The sequence below is a fragment of the Frankia sp. CgKIO3 genome, assembly GCF_977946435.1.
The window spans coordinates 1-2,884 of record NZ_CDWTMO010000279.1; the positions used below are offsets into that span (position 1 = coordinate 1).

Consider the following 2,884-nt stretch of genomic DNA (forward strand, 5'->3'; position numbering starts at 1 on the left):
CACCCACGCGGAGTACGTCGGCACGTACCCGGTGAACTCGAAATACGGCGAGACCATCGACTGGCGGGTCAACAGCCAGCACTCCTCGACCTCGCCGGCTTTGCGATTGTGGATGCCCAGGTAGCCGGGATGTTGCTCGACAAACTTGTCGACGCCACCCTGGACCATCTGGAAGATCGGGTTGGTAGGCCAGGTCGAGCGTGCCGGCCGGGGCTGGGGAGCGTAGCCCAGCCACAGTTCGAGCCCTTGGTTGGTCGAGTCGGCGGTGAGCAGCCGGTGCAGGGTGGTGGTGCCGGTCCGTGGCATACCGACGATGAACACCGGCTTCTCGATCGGGACCTGGGCGTGCTCGGGATGTCTCTGCCACCCGGCCTCACTGAACAGGCGGGCCATCAGGATGCCGCACAACTCGTCCTGGACCATCTGGACGCCGTGCGGCGTCAGGCTCGCCTCCTCCTGATAGGAGGCCAGGAGCACCTCGAGCCCTTCCAGATAGTCCGACGGGCCGAAGTCGGTGAGTCCGGTGAGATCGGATGCTACGGTGTGTAGCTCCTCGATTGTTTGGATCTTGTCCACTGAGTACGCTCCTCTGGTCCGTCAGCAGACGGCCTCAACAAATTCTCGGGATACAACGACAGGTTCCTCCCCGAGGGGCAGCAGGTAGAAACGGTCTTTTCGCGGATCGTACGGAGGGTGTATAGGGTCTCCGCGGCTGGCCAGCCGGAAAACATCCAGTTTCCCAGGGCCGACTCTGGACGCCGTGCCCGATGCCGCTCCTGATCTATCCTCGCCGACGGGTCCCGGTGTAAGATACGGCCGTCGATCCGGATGACAATGCGAACGTTATGACCGTGTCCTTTCTGTAACTGTCGCGAACGTCCTGGTAAGCCATCGGCGGCACCCCGTTCGCCGGGCGCGGCAGCCTAGGCAGCTGAACATGCCGACGAAATACCGACCTCCGCTAGCTTCGAGCTAATCATAGCCGATACGAGTGGGTGATCGGTGTTCTGCGTCCGGCGCCAGCCATCGACAATTGAGATCGGCTGATACGAATATCAGCGCCAGTACTGCCGTGGGTTGATGCCCCGCCGCTTCGGGCCCATACTTCCTGCCTCGCGGCAACCGAGGTCGCCACGGTCGCATCACGTCACCCATCCCCGCCGTTGACGAGTTGACGACCTGACGCCGCGCCTGAAGTGACAACGCGGGTTGGGCCAGGCGCGTGGATGTCCGGGCATAGAATGGCGGGTAACATTTTATCGCGAACGGGTTACGGCTATAGGTCAGCTCGGCAACACGCCCGGCCACATTGAACGGGTATCGACTGCCCGCCCATGAGTAGAGTCCACGGACGTGGTGCGCGGGGAGTAGCAGTCTTGCCTTCAACTCGCCGTCGACGTAGGCGAATCCGGATCGGAAGCGGATGTGGACCCGGGCCAGTTGCGGTCAGCGTTCGTGAGCGCGGGTGTTCAGCCGCTGGCGCAGATGGTGCTGCATGGACTCGGGCGGGTTCTTCGGCACGGCCCCATCCCGCCGCCTGCGACCGGCCCTCCACCATGATCTTTGGTCATGGTGGAGGGCTCGGGACGGTGTGCGGCGGTGCCGGTGGTCGCCGCGGCCACTAGCACCCCGCCCGGGCTCGCCGCCACCTGGACTCATGCGGCGATCGCCGCCCAGGTCGCGGGCATCGTCTTCGCCCCGATATCCGCCTCTCAGGTCGGCAGGATCCTGGCCGGCCTGGACCTCAAGCCGCACAAGGTGACCGGATGGCTCACCCGGCGCGACACCCCCGACTTCTGGAACCGCGTCCGCGACATCTGCGCCCTGTACCGCACGCCGCCGAAAGGCGCGATCGTGCTGTCCATCGACGAGAAGACCGCGATCCAGGCCCGCGAGCGCCGCTACCCCTCCCAGCCCGCCGCACCAGGCCGAGCCGCCCGCCGCGAGTTCGAGTACCGCCGCCACGGCACCGCCTCCATCGTCGCCGCCCTGGACATCACCACCGGGCAGACCCTGATCGAGACCATCCAGCGCAACAACGCCGTGACCTTCACCGTCTTCCTGGACCGGCTCGACCGGCTCCTGCCACGCGACAAAAGGACATCCACGTGGTTCTCGACAACGGCTCCGCGCACACGGCCAAGCACACCAGGGCGTGGCTGGCCGCCACCCGCGCTGGCACGTCCACTGGACCCCGCCCCATGCCTCCTGGCTCAACCAGGTCGTGCTCGTCTTCTCCGCCCTGACCCGCGCCGTCCTCCGCAACGGCGACTTCACCAGCCGCGACGACCTGATCGAGAAGATCGATGCCTGGACGATCCGGCGCAACGAACACGCCCGCCCCTTCCGCTGGACCTACCAGGGCACCCCGCTCAAGGAAACGGCCTGACCCACCCGACCCGATCCGCAGGAACGCGGTCAGCCGGGCAGGGCCGCTGTCAGGTCGACCTCGACCAGCTGCCCGGGGAAACCGAGCCGGACGACTCCCAGCAGCGTGCTCGCGGTGGTGAACGCCGGCCCCACGACCGAATCGGTCAAGCGCCGCCAGGCGGTACCCAGAATCCCGACATCGTCGCTGACCACATAGATCACCGAGCGGACGACGTGATCCGGCCCGACGCCCACCGCGCGCAGGGCCGCGACGGCGTTGGCTGCCACCTGGTCGATCTGGGCGTCGAGATCCCCCGGACCCACCAGCGCCCCTGAACGGTCGAGCGGGCACTGCCCCGCCAAAAACGCCGTCCGGCCCGCCTCCACGACGGTGATGTGGTGATACCCCGGAGTCGCATGGAGCTGAGCGGGATTGATGCGCGTGATCTCAGCCGTCATACACGCGAGTCTCGCGACTTGGGGATCGTCATTAAATAAGTTGATCATTTGATCT

The 2,884-nt window shown here is 65.9% G+C and carries 4 protein-coding genes; 1 reads left to right on the forward strand and 3 read right to left on the reverse strand.

Annotated features, from left to right (window positions below):
- Both AC08OJ_RS19505 and AC08OJ_RS19510 read right to left on the reverse strand, forming a co-directional pair.
- A partial coding sequence (locus AC08OJ_RS19505; RefSeq protein ID WP_476596498.1) for a sulfotransferase family protein occupies positions 1–576 on the reverse strand: 576 nt, incomplete at its 3' end.
- Positions 577–1,901: 1,325 nt separating this feature from the next.
- Positions 1,902–2,054, reverse strand: a complete 153-nt coding sequence (locus AC08OJ_RS19510; RefSeq protein ID WP_476596499.1) for a hypothetical protein — start codon at positions 2,052–2,054, stop codon at positions 1,902–1,904.
- A gap of 101 nt (positions 2,055–2,155) precedes the next feature.
- Between AC08OJ_RS19510 and AC08OJ_RS19515 the strand changes: the two genes are divergently transcribed.
- Positions 2,156–2,389, forward strand: coding sequence for a hypothetical protein (locus AC08OJ_RS19515; RefSeq protein WP_476594753.1), 234 nt, complete (start codon positions 2,156–2,158; stop codon positions 2,387–2,389).
- 29 nt (positions 2,390–2,418) lie between these two features.
- On the opposite strand, the gene AC08OJ_RS19520 is transcribed toward AC08OJ_RS19515, so the two are convergent.
- The coding region (locus tag AC08OJ_RS19520; protein ID WP_476596500.1) for a RidA family protein at positions 2,419–2,884 on the reverse strand (466 nt) is incomplete at its 5' end.